Consider the following 19,167-nt stretch of genomic DNA (forward strand, 5'->3'; position numbering starts at 1 on the left):
GTAATGGATAATTACAATAAAGCTGTAATTATCCATTACTCCAACCGTCAAGCTCCTATTTTCCAGAGGGAAGAGGCTTTTTCTTTGATCCTTTCGTTAAGCTGATGGGTTACTATAAAAACCTTTTTATCATCTAGACTTAAAATAAGGTCTTCTACCCTTTCTATATTTTGGGCATCTATATTTGCAAAGGGTTCGTCGAAAATTACTACAGGCGTATCCCTCAAGAGGGTTCGCACAAAGCTTAAACGCTTTAACTCACCGCCTGAAAATTTGTTTTCGATGTGGGTAAAATCCATATTTAAGGCTTCATTATTCGCGAATTTTTCCAAGCCTAATTTTTCCATTAAGCCGAATATTTTTTCTTCTGCAATATCTTCGCCTAATGTTAAATTGTTTTTTAAGGTATCATCAAAGAAAACGGCTTCTTGGGCTAAAAACGAAATAAGGTCTGACCTGTTTTTTATGGAATGAATATTTTTTCCATCCAATACTATGTTTCCGCCTTTAGGTTTTAATAGACCTAAAAGAATTTTCATCGCAGTAGATTTTCCGCTTCCGCTTTCTCCGTAAATGATGTGTATTCCCTTATCGGTAAATTTTTTATTTACATTTTGAAGAACAGGCAGTTCACTGTAAGCATAACTTACATCATTAAACGATATATCGCCCGAAGAAATTTCAGCTTCAATCTTTTCTTCTTCCGGTTCCTTAATTATCAAGGTCTTATAACCTTCAAAGGTAACCTTACTCATAATAAAACGGTTCACATACATAGAGATATAATAAACTTGAGACCTTAGCTGTACAACCAAGCCGTTAGCCATCATAAACTCCGCTATGCTTAATTCATTTTTATTAATCATATAAACGCCGTAAAAAGCAACTGCAATTATACTTAATTGAGATGCAAAAAATGAAAGACTCTGTGATGCAACATTTGCCGCTGAAACCGAAAATTGTTTTTTTGCCAGCTTTTCTACCGATTTATTTAAGAGGTTTTGAAAACGCCCCTCGCTTCCGTAATTTTTTATTACCTCAAAGCCTTTTAACCAATCGGAAAATTCTCCCATGTGCTCATTTACACTTTCTATGGATTCGGATTGAGTTTTATCCAAGAGCTTTTTAAAAACTTGAGGAATAATCGAAGTAATAAAAATAAAAAAGAGCCCCGCAATAGCTAATTTTATATTAACATATAAAAATAGGGCTGAAGCAAAAACCGTTTCCATAAGAATCTGTCCCATTCCATAGAAGGATTGATAGTATATCCCTTCGAGAGAAGGAAGCTGCTGTTGATAATAAGAAATTTTCTTCCCTTCTTCAATATTATAGAATTCTTCATAGTCGGCTTTTACCCAAGAATGAAAAAGACCTTGCCGTAAAAGTTTCAAACGGTTTGTTTTAAACCTGCCGAAAAAATAAGAATAAAGCCCGTGCGCTCCTCCCCTCACCAGTATTGCAACAAAATATGCAGATACAAAGATAATTATTTTTTCAATATCCTTGCTTACGGCAGAATCGGCTATTTTTCCACTTAGCCATGAAAAAGCCGTAACGGCGGCTGTCGAAAAAATTAAAAATAGAAGAGCCAAAAATATAAACGATTTTTCAAGATTAGACAGCTTCTTCATATAATCTCCTTTCAATTGTATCAAATTTATAAATTCGATCAAACATTTTTTTTGTTTCTGCATCTGCAATGTGCGAAATAATTATTACGGTAGAATCCTTTATACCGAAAATTAATTTTTTTACCCGTTCAATATTTTCATCATCTATATTGGCAAGAGGTTCATCGAATATCATTATCGGGCGTTTATGCAAAACAGCTCTTGCAATACTTATGCGCTTTTTTTCTCCGCCTGAAAAACCGTAAGTTTCCCCTATGACGGTTTCCTTTAAATATTTATCTTGCGTGTACTTATTTAAACCTAAGGAATCAAGAACCTCTTTTACTCTTTCTTCGCTTATGTCTTTATCTAAAAACAAATTATCCAAGAGATTCATTTTAAAGATATAGGCTTCTTGTTGCTGAATCGAAATTATATCGGCAATATTTTTTAATTTTTTCGGAGCAGCTCTGCCTATTGTAAGCGAACCGGAATCCGGAGCATACATTCCCAAAAGGAGCCGCATTATCGTGGACTTTCCTGAGCCCGATTCCCCTAGGATCAAAATTTTTTCGTTTTGCTTAAATGTAAAATCGGTATTATTTAAAACCTTCTTTTCATTATATGAAAACGATAAGCCTACAGCATCAATGTTAAATTCGTTTAAGTTTCCTATTTCGCCTGTTTCCGTTTTAGCATCTATAAATTCAATCATTGCATCACGGACAGGACGGGAAAAAAAGAAAGTCTTTAATAAATTCGCTGTCCAATACATTGGTCTGGACAGAATTCCGATTAGGCTCATTATGGTATAAAATTCTCCGATAGAAAAAACACCTTTATAAACATAATATGCACAATAAGCCGTCATAAGCAAATTAACGATAGCCGATACAAAAAAACTTACCCCTATTTCAAGACAACTTACATTTATGGCATCCATTTGTTTTTTTCTTAAAAATTCGTTTATCTTATCGTATCTGAAAATTATATATTGTTCACAAGAAAAAACTTTTATAATATCAATTCCTTTTAACCAAGTTCTCACGGCTGAAAAATGTTTTTCGACGGCCTCCATCTTTTCCTTTGAAACCTTAGCCAAAATCTTTTTTAAAACAGTCGGAACAATAAGAGGAATCATTAATAAGAGAACGGTAACAATGGCCGCCTGTATATTTATTGTCAAAAGGGTTATTACCGTTACCGAGAATATCAAGGCATTGTCGGTCAAAGCCGTCCAAACATAAAAATACTGACCGCTTATAACATCTATCTTATCCGTATAATCGGCACTTATTTTTCCTTCAGGGATGTTGATATATTCTCCCATCGTTTTTTTAAGAAGGGCATCAAAATAAGTTTTCCGTAAATCGGCCTCGGCAGTTACCACAAGTTTCGATTTTACAAGACTGTAAAGATAAGAAAATAAAGAAGCAAAGACCATCGCTCCTAAACACAAGAGCATCAAGGTATAAAGAGAATAAGCGGTTTTCCCTAAGGCCGTATCAAGAAGCTGCCCCTTCCATAGTTGAAACTTCATCGTAAAAAACAAATCGATTCCGCTTAAAACAAAAAAAAGCACAAAATATACTTTTCGTTTTATGATAAACCTAAACAATTAAGGCCTCCTTTCGTAAGCATAAGCTAACATTCAGAATTATAACAGCTTACCTGATTATTGTCAAGAATTGATTTGAGAATAGAAAAAACTATTGACAAAGACAACTAAATTCCGCATTATATGATTTGGGAATTCTTACACTATGGAAAATGAAAAGCAAAAAGAATTTATTTTAAACGAAAACTTGTGGAAGGTTATTTTTGATCTTTCATGGCCTGCCGTTATTGCAATGATTTTACTGGGAGCAAACAATGTGCTGGACGGAATCTTTGTCGGACATTTTGCCGAAGAAGGAGCTTTTGCGGGTATCTCGGTAGCCCTGCCTCCACTCATAACAATAATAGGTTTAGGTATTCTCATCGGCTCGGGAGCCGGAACTCTTTCAAGTATTGCAATCGGTGCGGAAGATAAAAATATTCAAAAAAAGATTTTAGGCAATGTAAATTTTTTGACACTTATAATAAGTGTAATCGTAATGACTTTAGGATTTCTTTTTTCGGAGCAAACTCTTTTTTTAATGGGAGGCAGAGGCAAGGCCCTAATACATGGAGGAGAATACTACCGCACCATTTTATGGGGCACTCCGATTTGGATATATGCCATTGCTCTTAATAACCTCATCCGTTCCGAAGGAAAAATGAAAACCGCAGCGGCAATTATGGGGATAAGCCTGCTTGTCAATGGATGTGCAAATTATACACTCATGGTGATTTTTAATTTCGGCATAAAAGGTGCCGCCATAGGAACAAATATCGGTATGGCGGTACAAGCTATCATCAGTACCGTTTATTTTGCAAAAAAGAATCCTGATTCTCCGGTTTCAGTATTTACAATCAGAATGAACGGAGAAATTATATCTAAGATTATTTCGATGGGATTGGCAAGTTTTATAATGCAGTTTATGGGAACTATTCAAATGCTTTTAGTTTTAAATGTATTAAACCACTACGGCTCACAGGACGACATTGCCTTTTACGGAATCATTACCCGCATCTTTTCATTTATACTGCAGCCGATAGGAGGCTTCATGTTTGCCCTCTCCCCCATAATAGGAATAAATTTCGGAGCAGATAAGACGGACCGCCTTATTTCAGCCTTTAAGAGATTTGTATTTGCAGCCATTGTTCTAATAGCTCCATTATGGATTTTAATGCTTATCTTCCCTCAAACAGCGGTTTCCTTGATGATGAAAAATCCTCACTTAAACATTCACAATATTTCCTATTTTAGGATTTACATGGCTCTCCTTCCGGTTATGCCCCTAGTCTTTTTTGCTCTAGCTTTTTTCCCTGCCGTCAACAAAGGAAAAATCAGCTCAATATTGGGGATTTTACAGCAAATCGTATTTTATATTCCGGTAATGTTGATCCTTCCTATGTTTACCGGTATTGCAGGGATTTATTATGGTACATTTCTCATTGAAATGCTGAGTGCAATACCCATATCTATTTTGATAATACGGGAATTCAAGCTTTTGAGATCGGGTATCACAAAATGGCAAAAAAATTGAAAATTTATCTATTTTCAAGTAACTTACCTATTTAAAATTTATTTATATGATAACCTAACGAAAATACTGAATCATGCTCTTTTTTCTCAATAAAATTCCACAATATGCATTTTACAGTAAAATTAAAAGCCTCAAAGATATAGAAGGAGTATACTATGAGCAAAAAAAATGAGGACATTTATAGTCCGTCTAAAAAAATATTGGTATTTGATTTATTAACCAACTTGGCATGGATTTTATCGACCATTTTAACCAACCGAATCGTAGGAAGCTCAGGGAATGTTATGAATATCCTTAGAACTAAGACTTTTGCAGTTATAATGATAACATCTATTTTTAATCCCCTCATCAAATGGAAATTTATAATGCCGTCAATAGTAAACTGGAAAGAAAACCCTATAAAGGCACAGAAGAATATCTCATTATATGTAAAAATTGCGTTTACCATCCCGCTGATGATTGCTGTTTTCGGACCGGTTTTTACTTCCTTGGAATCCGGTCTAATCTCTCAAACAAGAACATTCATTTCATATATGAGTATAACTATGGGAAATATGTTCTTAATTGGAATATTCTTCGGTTCTTTTATGATAAGAGCATTGGAAAAATGGGCAGCTTTTTTACCGGTTCAAGAAAATCACTTAGACCTTTCGATGACACGAAGAACTGCACTCGTAAGTATTTTAAGTATTCTGTCAACTTCTTTTTTTACAATGGCTCCTTTAGTTAGGACACAAACTGACGATATTTATATACAGCTTTTGACAAAGGTTCTTCCGCTTTTTAGCTATGGAATAATTCTTTCAATAATAAATATAGTTCTTATAACCAAGTCGACCAAAAAGAAAATCTCAAGCCTCCAGGCTGCAATAAAAAATTTGTCTTTAGGAAATTATAATCAAGATTTTCTTATGGTAGATTCGAGAGATGAGGCGGCTCTTTTAATAAAAGATTTTAATATACTTTTAGATTTTAATAAAAAATTTTTTAATGATGTAAAAACCACAGGTCAAACCTCACAGGATATTGCCCATAACCTTTTATCGAATATGACAACAGCTTCAAATGTAGTGGATCAAATTACGGGGAATATTTCTTCAATAAACAACAGTATTCAAAACCAATCTTCAGGAGTTTTGCAAACTCAATCCACATTAGAACAAATTGCAAAAAATATTGAACAGCTTGACAAAAATATTATAAATCAATCTTCTGCCGTAACTGAATCTGTTTCTGCTATTGAAGAGATGACGGCAAATATAAAGTCAATTACCTCAGTTCTAAAAAACAACTTAGGTTCTATGGAAGAATTAAATATCGCAGCCGAAAAGGGAAGAAAATCCATTTCGGAAACAAACGAATTTGTTAAGTCCTTAAGCGAAAAATCCGAAGGCCTTTTAGAAACTACTTCGGTCATCCAAAACATAGCCAGTCAAACAAACCTACTGGCTATGAATGCAGCCATTGAAGCTGCTCACGCAGGAGAAGCAGGAAAGGGATTTGCCGTTGTTGCCGATGAAATACGAAAACTCGCCGAAGAGTCCGGCACTCAGGGCAAGGTAATAACAACCGTTTTAACGGAATTAAAAAATCAGATAGAAGAAGTAACCAAATCTTCTCTTATGGGCGAAACACAGTTTACGGAAGTAATGCGTATTCTTAACCTTGTCAACAACAGAAACAGCGAAATAATGAATGCTATGAATGAACAAGACACGGGAAGCTCTCAAATACTTAGAGCAGTAAAAAATATTATGCAGATAACTTCTGAAGTAAGAAGCGGGTCTGAAGAAATGCTTATAGGAAACACCGAAGCAGGAAAAGAAATGACGAGGCTTGTAGACATTTCTAAAAACATAAGCAGTAATATGAATGAAATCAATCAAAAATCGGAACTTATTGCAAGCGAGATAGACAGAGCTATGAATATGACCGAAGAAAACAAGCAGGCAGTTTCTAAAATATTTTCATATTTGGAGAAACTCGTTATATAAAGTTTTGCCGGCTTGAGGAGGAAAAGTATGACTAAACAATTTATTTTAACCAACGAGCAAAGAAAATATCTGGGTTTAAATCCGATTGAAGATCACTGGGAAGTAATGAATATAAAAGGCACCCTCTATTACTTTGACGGCAATATTATCAAAAAAGAAATTTCGGTATCGGATTCTGAAGGCGAGGCTTTTTACTATAAAGAAAGCGAACTTGATATTACAACTGCCGAAAACAGAACTATTGTACTGCCTAAAACGGTAAAAGGAAAACCGAAAAAATTAAACTTTACGGCAACTCAATTATTTAGAGGAATAGGCTTATATTTTTCATTTGAAAGCAGATATGTTTGCATAGGAAACTACACCACACAAAAAACATATTATTCCGAAAGGTTAGAAGAAAGCAAGGCTTCCGCCCTGAATTCTTGGATCGAAAAATGGATAAAGGAAACATCGAAAGAAGATTTAGCCGATTTGGAAAATTTTAAAAATGAAAAAAGAGAGCATCAAAAATATAAGGAAGGGGATATCTTTGCTTTTAAAATAGGAAGACGGCAATACGGCTTCGGTAAAATTTTAATCGATATTGTTAAGTTAAGAAAAACGCCCGAATTTAAAAAGAATAAAAACTACGGTCTTAACAATTTGATGGGAACGGCTTTAATTGTAAAGATCTATCATAAAATAAGCGGCAGCATTAACATTGATCTTGACGAATTAGAAAAAAACTTATCCCTCCCCGCACAGCCCCTTATGGATAACAATATCTATTACGGCGAATATAAAATTATCGGAAACAGAAAAGTTACATATCAAGACTTAAATGATGCTCCGATATCGACAAGCGAGAGTATAAATTATCAGGACAGAGATATTGCCTATCTTCAATACGGCTTGATATATAAAGAAATGTCTTTAAAAGAATATGCTCTATACGAGGATGAAGATTGGTATCATAAAAATTACAGAGCGGAATTAATAGGTTGTTTCTTGGAGATAGACAAATTGGAAGAATGTATAAAAGCAAAATCCAATGCTCCATTTTATCCCGCAGCCGGCGGCAGCTTAAATAATCCGGCAAACAAAAAAGATAAAAATGCAATTTTCAAGGCCTTCGGTTTAGACGGCGATCTGGATTATGAAGGAAACTTAAAACTCGCAAAGGAAAAGTAAAACCTATGATAGAATATTACAAAAAAAGAGCAAAAGAATATGAAGATATATATAAAAAACCGGAAAGACAAAAAAGCATTCTTGAATATCAAGATTATATTAAAGAACTTTTCCAAAACAGGAATGTATTAGAACTCGCCTGCGGAACCGGATTTTGGACGGAAACATTAACAGAAACTGCGAAAACCGTACTTGCAACCGACATTAATAAGGAAGTATTGACACTTGCAAAACAAAAAATATTTAAAGTCTGCAAGCCGGAATTTGCAATTTTGGATTATAGAAACTATAAACCTAATAACGAATACAACGGCATATTTATAGGCTTTTTGGCAAGTCATCTTACAAAACATGAATTTTTAAATCTTGTCGAAACTCTCATAGAAAAAACTAAAAAGCCTTCTTTAATATTCTTTATGGACAACCTTTTTGTGGAAGGAGAAAGTACTCCGATATCCAAAACCGATAAAAACGGCAATACCTATCAAATACGAAAACTTAAAGACGGCACCGAGTATGAAATAATGAAAAACTTTTATACCGAAAAAGGATTTAAAATTTTACTAAAAGACAAAACCTATAAATATTTTTCCAATAAATATTATTGGTCTATTGAAATTTACACCTAAACTTTATATTATATTTTTATGAAAACTAACCACCCTACTCTCTATAACATTGAATTTAAAGAGATTACCCCCGATAATTGGAGAATAATCAATTCTCTTTCCGTAAAAAAAGAACAAAAAAATTTTGCAGCCTCAAATGTTACAATCCTCTTTGCTATGTTGAAGGCGATATAGTAGCAAAACGCCTATATGAAAATTTCGGCTTTTATGAAATCGACAAAGACGACGATGAGATTATAATGCAGAAGGATTTATAAATTTATACAATACTTATTTACAGTGATTGACAGAATAGATATTTTATGCTAAGGTCAATTTATGATAGATTTTTTGAGTTTATATTTTTTTAAAAATTTCTCATTAAATGCTTTAAGTAAGGTAAAAGCCCGCAGTACTCTTATAAATAAAACACTGTGCCATTTTACCCCCCCCCCCCGTGTGTCAAAACGACACAATTTATAAACTAAGTCAAAATCTTTTATATCATTATTTTTTTCTCTTTTGTAATAAACACATAAGACAAGCAGCTTCTTTTGTCTTGTGTGCTTTTTTATATATTTACCGCCTTGAAATTAAATTTGAAAGTAAATCAAGATTTTTGTTTTACAATTTAACAGGGCGGTTTAGGAACCTAGGTTTTTACGGTCAACCTGTACGAAATGACAGCCGGCTTTTCTTTGCAAAATCCGTCTGTGCGGAACCCTTTCGATTGCGGGTTGAACGGGGAAATATAGAAAATAAATTTTTATAAAGGAGAAAATATATGATAAGAAGAAAATCTACCAATAATAAAAATGTAGATTTCAGGATATCAGATTGCCCATGGTCTTTTCGCGGAGTACTAGTTATGGGATTAATTATGATTAGCATTATTAGTTGTACAGAAAAATCAAAGTATATCGGGACATGGATACATACTTATGATGGAAGTGATTCAAGACCATATGTAGATTGGAGTAATAATTTTGCAGAGAATGAACTGGTTTTGTATGATGATGGGACATTTGCTTATAATTGGGTTGCCACTTATTCCACAAATGACTTCATTGGTATGCCGGGAAATGACCTTAGACTAGCCTACCGTGTTAGCGATTGGGCTAATGCAGAAGGTGATTGGCATGTTGAAAACGATGAACTTACTTTGGAATATACGGCTGGAAAAAAAGCAGGAAAAGTCGAGACTCTTAAAATAGAAATTGATGATAAAGGTAAAACTCTCAAAATAAAAGATTGGACATATCGAAAGAAGCGTCACTAAAAATATCTTTATCTTCAAAAATTTGAGGATAAAAAACTTATAAACTAATTAAAATTTATAATTAGTTTATAAATAAAAATAGAGATAGGAGATTTTATGAATTTTGATGTAAGCAGGCGTATCCAAACCAAACAATCAAAAAATGATGTGTTTGAAGCATTGGAAACTCAGTTCCGGAAAATATCATCGCAAACAAATAAAAGCGGAGATATTTTAGTTGTAAAGGTGATAAACCCAACTTTCGGTTCAATCAATAGAGCTGATATAACCACAGTTAGTATTGAACAGAAAGAAGACGGATTTTTTATTAATGCGGAAGTAAAATATAAAACATCTGTTATGTTCTGGGTTTTTCTTATAATACTATTATTTTCAACAGTAGGATGGCTTATTCCTATAGTATTTTTTTTCTATCAAAAAAATACTGTAAAAACAGCAATAGAAGAAGTCTTTAACCGCATAAACGATGAGTTTTATGGGTACAGCGTATCTAAACCTGATGACACTAATAGTGCCATAGACCATTTTACAGAATTAGAAAAGTTGGCAAATCTTCGTGATAAAGGAATATTAAATCAAGAAGAATTCGAAGATCGAAAGAAAAAAATTATGACAAATATTTAATAAGGAGAATAAATATGTCAAAGAAACAGAGAAAAGGATACATTTCAATTACACTAAAAAAACAGGGAGCTAATGACATTGTTATTGAATCATGCCCTGAAAAAATTAAATTAAATTTTCTACAGCTTTATTTAGCAGTTGGTTTCGGCTGCCCTGCACTTAATGTAAGACCAATAGATTGGAAAGGAGTTGCAACTATATTTGGCTCTTTTTTTGCCCCCTTTGTAGCTTTAGCCTTATTCGCTTCAATGAAATTACCGGGACTTGGTATTATTGCACTTATAGGTTTATTCGTTTTAAACATAGTTGTTACAAAAAATTATTTTTTTAACTATATAAAAAAATGTATTTCCGAAGGATATGTACCTGAGTCGGAAGAAAGCAGAGTTATTCTGTCTAATGCAGGTATTTTGCTTCCTACACAACAAAATAATGTAGCCTCAACTGTAGCGAAAATTTCTAAAGAAAGTACTCAAACTTATTCACAACCTACAAGAGACTTTGTTCAAGAATTAGAGAAACTTGCAAATTTAAAAGAGAAGGGTATTTTGACACAAGAGGAATTTGAAGCTCAAAAACAGAAATTGCTTAATAATTAATATTCAAAAATATTTTTAATAATAGGATTGTTAAAATGGGGAAAAAAATAATTACTTTTGTTATCGTTATTATTGCGATAATCGCAATACTGTATTCATGTGGTAAGAGAAAAATATACAATACCATCATTAATACGGTAAAAGACGGGTATTTTGCTGAGGTTACTTACGATGTTACAATAGGAGAAATGATGCAAACACTTTGCAGCGATTCTAAATGGGAGTATACTCCAGACACCGACTCAGGTTTAGTATTTGTAACATACACAGGAAATATGAAAGGTCAGCCTCTAAAAATGATGTTCCTTATTCATAATATGGGAGGTGATATGATGTTTCAATTAAATTATTTTTCCTTAAATGGAGAAGAAGCAGCAAATAAATATGGTCCGACAGGAGTTGATGAAATAGGAATGATGCCTTTTGTTTTATATGAAGCATACCGTAGCGTAAAAGGTAAGTAAAAATTCTAGCGAGCACATGAATTTCTGTATCCTCTTTAATATGCAAATAAAACGAATCATTTCATAGGAAGCAGTCCCATAAAAATTCGGCTAATCCTTTTACAGATTAGCCGGAAAGTTTTAGCAGTTAAAAGATTAAGGCGGAACGGCAAAACCTGCTACAGCCTCAACACCGTTCATAATCCTGACGAGAAAGATAAAAAAGTGTTAGGCATTTCAAATAAACGTCAAAATGTGATATAATGGTAATAGGAAAAAGAGATGATATTATAGGTCAGATGAATAATATGATTATTTTGTTTGTTGTATATACGCCACTGACTATGTTGCAGGAATAATGAGCCTCAGAAAACCTTAAAAAGGATCTCTTGATACAAGCCAACATCGCAATTTAACGGCTTAAGCTTATTTGTGCAGTATTCCAACTTTTTCTCGGATTTGCATTTAATAACAGTATCTTTTTCATAAAACTTCTCGTAAAATATTATATTTGAACAGTTAATTTTAGTATAGCCATACTCCTTTTATAGATAATTTGTCTTATCTCAGGTATTTGAATTTTTTTGCGATTTATAGTATCATATTTAAATAAGTTTTGGAGGAATCTTATGAAAAAAACAAAAATCGTATGTACAATAGGTCCTGCATCCGAATCAGAAAGAGTATTAACCGAAATGTTCAAGGCAGGTCTAAATGTCTGCCGCCTTAATTTTTCACATGGGAGCCATGAAGAACACCAGGTTAAAATAGATCGAATAAAAAAAATCAGAGAAGAACTCAAAATGCCTGTGGCTATCTTACTCGATACAAAGGGGCCTGAAATCAGATTGGGAGTTTTTGAAAAGCCCGTAGAGATTGTTCAAGGGCAGGAATTTATCATTACAACCAGAGATGTAATAGGCACAAACCAGATATGCAGTATTTCATATAAAAATCTTGCTTCCGAGGTTAAGCCAAAAAACAGGATCCTTATAAATGACGGAATGCTGGAATTACAGGTCATAGATATTTTAAACAGCACGGATATAGAATGCGTAGCAGTTAACTCGGGCACTCTAACCAGCCGAAAAGGGGTCAACATTCCGGGCTTGAGGGTAAACCTTCCTTACATGAGTGAAAAGGATATCTCCGATATCGAATTCGGAATTAAAAATGATGTAGATTTTATTGCAGCATCCTTTACACAAAGAGCCGACGATATTATCCAAATAAGAAAACTTTTGGAAAAACATAAAAGCAAAATCGCTATTATAGCAAAAATTGAAAATCAAGAAGGCTTAGACAACATAGATGAAATTTTAGCGGAAGCCGACGGAATAATGGTAGCCCGGGGAGATATGGGTGTAGAAATAGAGCCGGAAAAAATTCCTCATCTTCAAAAGCAGCTGATAAAAAAAGCAAATATTGCAGGAAAGCCGGTTATCACCGCAACTCAGATGCTAGAATCTATGACCCACAACCTGCGTCCTACTAGGGCTGAGGTTACCGATGTTGCAAACGCTATCCTTGACGGCACCTCTGCCGTTATGCTTTCGGGCGAAACGGCAGCAGGAGAGTACCCCGTCGAAACGGTTGCTATGATGAACTCCATAGCCCTCTCTATTGAAGAAACCCTAGACTATGAAAAACTTTTTCTTGAAAATGTTTCACTGCATGAAATCACAATAACAAATGCCATTGCAAGAGCTACCTGTTCTACAGCCCTAGCCCTCGATGCAAATGCAATTATAACGGCATCCGCTTCAGGAATAACACCGAGAGCTATTTCAAAGTTTAAACCCAAGGTACCGATTATCGCAATAACGGAATCCCCTCAGGTTATGCGGAAGCTGGCCCTCGACTGGGATGTATATCCTGTCTTAGCTGATCATATAAAATCAACCGACAACATGTTCGATGTTTGTTCGCAAATTGCAAAAAACACAGGCCATGTAAAAAAAGGCGATATAGCAATCCTTACGGCAGGCATCCCTATAGGTAAGGCAGGTTCTACAAACCTATTAAAAGTAGAAATAATAGAATAAGGTAATTAAACTATGGAAAAAAAATATGCTCTTTTAATTGACGGAGACAACATAGCGCCTTCTTATCTTGACTCAATAATTTCCGAAGTTTCAAAAGAAGGTGATGTTTTAATAAAAAGACTTTATGGGGACTGGACAACACCCAATATGAACGGCTGGAAAAATTCGCTTGAAAAAGTACCTATCCGGCCTGTCCAGCAATTTAGAAACGGACCAAATGCAACAGACAACACAATCATAATGGATGCAATTGAGCTTGCAAACACTAATCAAGGAATAAATGCCGTATGCATAGTTTCTACAGATTCCGACTACTACAGCCTTGCCCTCAAATTGAGGGAGTACGGACTCTATGTTTTAGGAATAGGAAGATCAAATGCAAAACCGCTTTGGGTAAATGCCTGTAATGAATTTAAGTATCTTGAAAACTTTGATGAAACGGAAGAATATGAAGAAGATTCTAAAACAGGTAAAAAATTTAAATCCCTTGATGACCTTATCTGCCATGCTTACAGAAACTCCCGCATGACTGAAGAAGGCTGGGTAAGTCTTTCTGATTTGGGAAATTCTATAAGAAACTTTATGCCTGAATTCGATCCCCGCTCCTACAGTCACAACACATTACGCGAAATAATTGATGCCCTATCCGATGACTTTGAATTAAGATCAGATGACAGGGTTCCTCCCAATTATTGGATAAAGGCCATCGCCCGGAAAAATGAAACACCAAAAGTAAAAGGAAAAATAAAACGGCTGATGAACCGTTACGGTATTATAGAAAACGAAAACGGAGACTTCTTCTTTTCGTTTACAAATATCGACAAAAAATGCAGGGACAAGCTTATAAAGGAAGGAACAGCCGTAAAGTTCAGAGTGTTTAAAATGCCTAATCCTAGAGGAGGAGATTCAACTGATAGGAATGGAAAGGCAGCTGAAATAGAAATAATATAAGGGGAATTTTATGAAATACGATAAAAAAAATGATCTTAAAAATGACAGAATAGTTAAATTTGTTACCGTAAAATTATGGCTTAGACTTCTTGCCGTTATTATAGGCTCTATCATTCTATATTTGAATTTTAAAACAATTGCCGAAGGACAATACTCCATAGTTGCAATAATATTCGGACTAATATTTTTAATAGCAGGTCTAATTGAAAATTCATGGTATTTTAATATCACAAAGGAAGAAGCTGTACAAAAAAAAGGAATAATTTTATTTCCGAAAACTACAGTGATAAATTTTTCGGTAATTCACAGTATTGAAGTTGAAACTTTTAAAAGGCCTGCTCGTTTTGGAACATTTACTGAAGTAAAAATGATCTTACTGGACGGTAAGACAATAGTAATAGATAATGATAAAACAAAAATGCTTAAAAGAGAGCTTGAAGAGCTTAAAGAAGTTCAAGATATTATAAGGCGGAAAAACGATAATGCGGCAGAAGATTTTTTTAATGCAGTTGCAGCCGATATTTTAAACCCTAAGGAATAAACATTTTGAAACCATTAAAAATATTTTTTCCTTTTGTTTTATTTTCTTTTTTATGGAGCTGTAAGCCTAAGGAGGCATCGGAAACATTTCACATTCCCTTTTTAAAAGAAAAGGCTGAAGAAATTATTTTTATGATAAACGATAAGGACTGGGAAGGCATAAGAAACTTAAGTACCGAAGAGTTTAAAAAAAACTTGGATGAAGAATTTATAAATTTAAATACTAAAATATTTTTTGAGCCTGCCGGAAAATACCTCTATACAAAAGAAGCTTATTTTTTAGAAACAAAGGATAAAAACTCAGGCGAGGTTATAGGAGTTATTATCGTCAAGGCAGGATACGAAAATAAAACTCTATGCTACACTTTCAATTTTGCAAAGGACACAAAGCTGATAGGCTTCTTTTTAAAATAGATTTAGAAAGTATAAAAAACAATTTAAAAGACTAATCTTCTTTTTCCCAAAAGTATGTAAAGAAATAACTTGTTATGTCTTCAGGGTCAGTTTCATCGCTTAGCTTATAGGCATTAGTACTTCTTTGAATTGTACATTGAGTTTTTTCTGTAAATAATTTTGAAAGCAAATACATTGCAGGTCTGTTATCGCAGATACCGAGCGTCCAAGCAGAAGGTTTTAAACTTGTCAAAAAATAGCGGGACTTTGCATCCTTTTCGGCAGTTTTTTCTATATCGGATTTATGAGAAAAATCGGAAGAAATTAAAAGGAAGGAAGCCTTATCTTTGATAGAAAAAACTTTTGTTACCGTCTTATAAAGTTTAGTTGCAAGATTCATATTTACGGGAGGCTCTCCGTAATAAGCGATGGCAACAACCTTTGCATCGGGAAAGTATTTTTTTATGTATGGAATCAAGGTCGAAACACCGTGCTCATAAACAAAAACCTTATCATCAAAGGGCACATCAAAAAGGCGGGATAAGTGTTCAGCCTTATCCTTTTCGGAGTTGACAAGGCCGTCCTTAGTTTGCCATGATCCGTTTGTTAAAGAAAAATCGTACAGAGAAAGGCCCCAATGAGAAGGGCTTAAAATATAAAAAGGTTTTATCTTTCTTGCTTCGGCAAGTTCGGTAAACCAATCATCTATTAAGGCATCGGTTAGAAGATGATGGCTCACCGTCCCGCCCCAAGGCTTTGCTCCGTCCGGCAAAGAAGCTTCCTTGGGGATAAACCTCGTCTTAGGAGTCTTTTCCCCATCATAGCTCCATGTTCGGAAAATTTTTTCAGTATCTTCCGCCCCGCCTTTTTTGCCCGTACAAGCCGTCAGACAAAAACAAATAAAAAAAACGATGCTTAGAAATTTCATATTATCTAAAATTCATGTCCGGCAAAAATGCTTCTTTTAAAAAGAAATATTCTGAGCCCAGAAAGGCTTTAAGTCCTCCATGTCCTCATTAGAATAAACTCTTTCTTTCCATTCCTCATTTGTCAGACGGTTGGATATGTCTTGTTCAAATTCATAGTAATTAAAACAATAACCTACAGCTATTCTTTTTCCGCCTTGAGCATCGTTTAAGGGAACATAGATTCTATAGGGAATACCGACAGCCGTTTCAAGGACAAAGCCTTCTTCTCCATTTGTAAACACATCGGCAACCAAGGCCATGCGCAATTGTTCAGGCTCAACAACTGCATTTATGGAAGGCATGAGAATACGGGCAAGGAAGCCCGGCATCAAGGATATCCATTTTAGGTCTTTTTCAGAAACGGGCTTATCCGCAATTTCAAGCTTAACGATATCGGCAGCATGTAAGGCAGCGTCTTTTAACATTTCAAGCTTTTGTAAATTCTTTTCATCTATGAGCTTATAAGGCTTTAATGCATTTATAAGAACATCCACAGAAGAAGCAGCGTTTTTCCAAAATGCCAAGTTAGGCTCTATATAGTGAACCGGATTGGGAATCTTCTTTACCCTATAGGTAAGGTCGGGACCGGGACCGCCTCCAAGCTCTGCGGCAGACTGCTTTGTATATAAAATAGTATCATGCCTTAACTCAGCCCATGTTCCGTGAGCCGACAATAAGGATTTTACACTCCATGCAGGGCTTTCGGTAAAATAAAAGCCTGAGCCTTGCTCAAAACGGGCTTGCAAGCTTATCTCGTTTAGGGTTTTACCGTAATAAGTTTTTCCCAATATTTTATCGGGAGAAGCTACTGCTTCTTTTTCGATTTTATCGAGGATTGTTTTTAACTCAGGAAAATCGGAGTAATCTTTTTGAAGCAATAAATCGGCAGACTTTGAACCCAGAGCCTTCATAATATCCAACCCCTTAACATGTGCACGGCCATACAGTCTGGGAGAGCTTACCAAGCTGTGAATATAAGAATCAAGAGTAAACCTCTGACCGAAAAGTCTCCAACCCATTGGAGGCTTTCTTTCTTCATCGGTACCTTCGGAAGCTGTGTAAAAAGCGGAAGAGCCCGCTATAGCCGGAGGTCTTAACTTTTCGTGAGCCGATTTCATAAATGCAAACAGATTGTTTTTATCGCTTGCCCATTTTTCAAAGTCTTTTACATCATAGCTTTTCCAGAGGGGCAAGACCTCTTTAAAAGATAGGTCATCGGATAGGCCGATTAAATCGGTTATAGGATCAAAAAGAGCCGACCACTTTTTATAAAGCTCTTCATCATTTTTTACAAGCTCGGTAATCAAAAGAGCTATGGGTTCCATGTTCAAAGTTAGAGCATAAGCATCGGAAGCAGCTTTACCATCCTGTTCCAAAACCTCGGGCCCCTTGTCGGCAATTAAAAAATGAACATGACCGAACCACATCATTGCTCTAAAATAAGCGGACAGGATACCGTTTTTAGTATAGTGACCTCTCGGTTTATATTGGGAATAATCTTCTTTTGTAAAAGCACCATCCTCAAAAGTAAAAAGAGGAGAGGGCGCAGGGCCTTGAGCCTTATCAATCAGATCTATTTCTTCACTTACCGTTTTGGGATATTTTGCAAGAACTTCATCTTTATTGGGCTCTTTATAAACAGTTTCATCAGAGCCGTACTCATCTTTTTGAATTACAGATTTAGGAGCAAGTTCCAAGAGGGCACGGGCAGTTTGAAAATATAGTTTAGCCTTTTCTAAGGTTTCAGGTCTTACCGTAGGAAAGCCTTTTTTGTTTACATTATTTAAACTATCGTCAAAGGCTGTTACAAGCTCAAGAAGTCTGGGGACAAAAAAATTTTCTTCAATATTTTGCAATGTCCTATCAAAAAGAAGATGCTTTGCATGGGCCATCAAATCGGTGGTAATAAAAAGTGTAGTGCCGTCATTTCCAAAAAAACTTGAATCATAACTATCTTCATATGATTCGTAATGATAACCATAATGATTTCTGTACAAGGCAATCATATCGTCAGCGGACATCATATGAAGCTCATATTCATCGGGTTTAACTTTTTCAAAAATTAGCCTATCCCTCTCCAAAACAGCTTGATGAGCCTTGCTTAAAAATTCATAACCGAATACCGTATAAAATTCTTTAGGAGCACCGTCGGTCAGATAACGCATAGAAATAACTTGATTTATTTTCAAATCATTATTCATACCTGTAAGATCGGCTCCAAAGACAAGACCTTTTTCTCCGTTCCATGTTGTACGGTAAAAATAATTTTGATTTTCTTGAAACTTAAAAACACCGAAATCGAACTCATCATCGGCATCAAACGGAAGCCTTATCGGTTCTTTTTCAATGTTCAAAACCGTGCCGAACGGAACAGGAATTCCCGCAGGCAGCTTTTTTAGGTCTTCTTGAGATTTTAATTCTGCATTAGGATAAAATAAACAAAGATCGCTTCCGACAACAGCTGTCGCTCCTTCTTGCACCTTATTGAAAGGGAAAGTTTTAAAAACAAGCTTATCTTTTAAATACTTTTGGTGAGCAGAAGATACATTTGACCTTTTCTCAAATTCTACATTCAAATTATTATTATACATTATTTTTTTAAGACATTCCTCTGCAAGCAAAACGCCTTCATGTTCTTCGGCCTCTGATACTTCGGCAATATCCTCTACATTAACTTCATTAGGCTCGGCCGTATTGACGGCAGCTTTATTTTCTTTTTTTGCACTGCAAGAAAAAAATAATAAAACAGCTAATACCGCTGCAAAAATAAAAATATTCTTTTTTAATTGAAACATTCTAAAACTCC

Annotated in this window: 16 protein-coding genes and 1 pseudogene; 13 read left to right on the forward strand and 4 right to left on the reverse strand. The window is 34.9% G+C overall.

All coding sequences use genetic code 11. The features are described 5' to 3' along the window. Window positions 1-47 precede the first annotated feature (47 nt). Entirely contained in the window at window positions 48-1,634 is a 1,587-nt protein-coding gene (locus E4N78_RS12010; RefSeq protein WP_255810766.1) for an ABC transporter transmembrane domain-containing protein, read from the reverse strand. Further along, complete coding sequence (locus tag E4N78_RS12015; protein ID WP_255810767.1) at window positions 1,618-3,231, reverse strand: ABC transporter transmembrane domain-containing protein; 1,614 nt, start codon at window positions 3,229-3,231, stop codon at window positions 1,618-1,620. Before E4N78_RS12015 ends, E4N78_RS12010 begins: the two co-directional genes overlap by 17 nt. Before the next feature lie 145 nt (window positions 3,232-3,376). On the opposite strand from E4N78_RS12015, the gene E4N78_RS12020 reads away from it, so the two are divergent. The 13 genes and pseudogenes from E4N78_RS12020 to E4N78_RS12080 all read left to right on the forward strand — a co-directional run bounded on the left by E4N78_RS12020 (window position 3,377) and on the right by E4N78_RS12080 (window position 15,414). Beyond that, window positions 3,377-4,744 carry an MATE family efflux transporter gene (locus tag E4N78_RS12020; protein WP_255810768.1) on the forward strand — a complete coding sequence of 456 codons (1,368 nt, stop codon included), beginning with the start codon at window positions 3,377-3,379 and terminating at the stop codon, window positions 4,742-4,744. Window positions 4,745-4,899: 155 nt separating this feature from the next. Beyond that, entirely contained in the window at window positions 4,900-6,738 is a 1,839-nt protein-coding gene (locus tag E4N78_RS12025; RefSeq protein ID WP_255810769.1) for a methyl-accepting chemotaxis protein, read from the forward strand. Between the two features lie 27 nt (window positions 6,739-6,765). Further along, window positions 6,766-7,911: an immunity 26/phosphotriesterase HocA family protein gene (locus tag E4N78_RS12030; protein WP_255810770.1), complete on the forward strand. Its 1,146-nt coding sequence runs from the start codon at window positions 6,766-6,768 to the stop codon at window positions 7,909-7,911. Between the two features lie 5 nt (window positions 7,912-7,916). Beyond that, window positions 7,917-8,540 carry a class I SAM-dependent methyltransferase gene (locus E4N78_RS12035; protein WP_255810771.1) on the forward strand — a complete coding sequence of 208 codons (624 nt, stop codon included), beginning with the start codon at window positions 7,917-7,919 and terminating at the stop codon, window positions 8,538-8,540. 18 nt (window positions 8,541-8,558) lie between these two features. Further along, window positions 8,559-8,797: pseudogene (locus tag E4N78_RS12040) on the forward strand (hypothetical protein). Window positions 8,798-9,303: 506 nt separating this feature from the next. Continuing rightward, complete coding sequence (locus tag E4N78_RS12045; RefSeq protein WP_255810773.1) at window positions 9,304-9,798, forward strand: hypothetical protein; 495 nt, start codon at window positions 9,304-9,306, stop codon at window positions 9,796-9,798. 96 nt (window positions 9,799-9,894) lie between these two features. Continuing rightward, window positions 9,895-10,422, forward strand: a complete 528-nt coding sequence (locus tag E4N78_RS12050; RefSeq protein WP_255810774.1) for an SHOCT domain-containing protein — start codon at window positions 9,895-9,897, stop codon at window positions 10,420-10,422. 14 nt (window positions 10,423-10,436) lie between these two features. Next, on the forward strand, window positions 10,437-11,021 hold the full coding sequence (locus tag E4N78_RS12055) for an SHOCT domain-containing protein (RefSeq protein ID WP_255810775.1): 585 nt from the start codon (window positions 10,437-10,439) through the stop codon (window positions 11,019-11,021). Window positions 11,022-11,056: 35 nt separating this feature from the next. Continuing rightward, the gene (locus E4N78_RS12060) at window positions 11,057-11,485 is read left to right on the forward strand and encodes a hypothetical protein (protein WP_255810776.1); all 429 of its coding nucleotides are present in this window, start codon (window positions 11,057-11,059) and stop codon (window positions 11,483-11,485) included. 608 nt (window positions 11,486-12,093) lie between these two features. Next, entirely contained in the window at window positions 12,094-13,509 is a 1,416-nt protein-coding gene (gene pyk / locus E4N78_RS12065) for a pyruvate kinase (protein ID WP_255810777.1), read from the forward strand. Window positions 13,510-13,521: 12 nt separating this feature from the next. Further along, entirely contained in the window at window positions 13,522-14,460 is a 939-nt protein-coding gene (locus tag E4N78_RS12070) for an NYN domain-containing protein (RefSeq protein WP_255810778.1), read from the forward strand. Window positions 14,461-14,470: 10 nt separating this feature from the next. After that, complete coding sequence (locus E4N78_RS12075; protein WP_255810779.1) at window positions 14,471-15,001, forward strand: YdbT family protein; 531 nt, start codon at window positions 14,471-14,473, stop codon at window positions 14,999-15,001. A 5-nt stretch (window positions 15,002-15,006) separates the two neighbouring features. Further along, window positions 15,007-15,414: a DUF3887 domain-containing protein gene (locus E4N78_RS12080; RefSeq protein ID WP_255810780.1), complete on the forward strand. Its 408-nt coding sequence runs from the start codon at window positions 15,007-15,009 to the stop codon at window positions 15,412-15,414. Window positions 15,415-15,445: 31 nt separating this feature from the next. Here E4N78_RS12080 and amrB read toward each other — a convergent pair whose 3' ends face one another. After that, a complete protein-coding gene (amrB, locus tag E4N78_RS12085) occupies window positions 15,446-16,321 on the reverse strand; it encodes an AmmeMemoRadiSam system protein B (RefSeq protein WP_255810781.1) in 876 nt (291 codons plus the stop codon). Between the two features lie 36 nt (window positions 16,322-16,357). Next, complete coding sequence (locus tag E4N78_RS12090) at window positions 16,358-19,156, reverse strand: DUF3160 domain-containing protein (RefSeq protein WP_255810782.1); 2,799 nt, start codon at window positions 19,154-19,156, stop codon at window positions 16,358-16,360. Window positions 19,157-19,167: the final 11 nt, after the last annotated feature.

It is taken from the genome of Treponema denticola (assembly GCF_024400535.1).
In the GTDB taxonomy this organism is placed as follows: domain Bacteria; phylum Spirochaetota; class Spirochaetia; order Treponematales; family Treponemataceae; genus Treponema_B; species Treponema_B denticola_C.